General features: G+C 63.6%; 1 pseudogene. It reads right to left on the reverse strand.

Annotated features, from left to right (window positions below):
- Positions 1-671: pseudogene (locus A9Q02_RS23720) on the reverse strand (DUF11 domain-containing protein); the annotation flags it as partial.

A 671-nucleotide genomic window follows, 5' to 3' on the forward strand; every position in this document is an offset into this window, starting at 1 on the left:
GTCGTGACGCCAGCGGGCAGGCTTGCATCCACCTGCACCACGAAGGTGACGGTGCCAGTGATGTTGACGGCGAGGTCGCCCACGTTGTAGGTGCAGGTGACACTGTCGCACGTCCAGCCGGTCGGCGTGATGAAACTGGTATAGGTCGGGATGGTCTCGCTGATCACGACGCCAGTGGCGTCCTGGTTGCCGACATTAGTGTAGGTGAGCGTGTAGGTGATCAGGTCGCCGGTGGTCACGGTGCGGTCGCCGTCGGTCTTGGTGATGACGAGATCAGGTGTGGCGGTGACGGGCGTGGTCTCGTCGTTCGAGGACGAGCCAGGATCGTTGGTGCCGCTAATGGCGGCGGTGTTGGTGATCGTGGTGACGCCCGCGAGCAGTTGGTCAGCCACGCGCACGATGAAGGTGGCGCTGCCAGAGGCCCCGGCGTTGAGGGTGCCGATCGTCAAGGTGCAAAGCGGGGCACTGGTGCAATTCCAGGAACTGCTGCCAGCGGCCACAAAACTCGTACTGACGGGTACGGTCTCGCTGATGACGACGCCGACGGCTTGCTGGTTGCCGGTGTTGGTGTAGTGGAGCGTGTAGGTAATCAGCCCACCCGGAACCGTGCTGATCCCGCCGTCGGTCTTGGTGATGACGAGGTTCGGGGCCGCCGTGATGGGCGTGGTCTC

Source organism: Candidatus Chloroploca asiatica (assembly GCF_002532075.1).
In the GTDB taxonomy this organism is placed as follows: domain Bacteria; phylum Chloroflexota; class Chloroflexia; order Chloroflexales; family Chloroflexaceae; genus Chloroploca; species Chloroploca asiatica.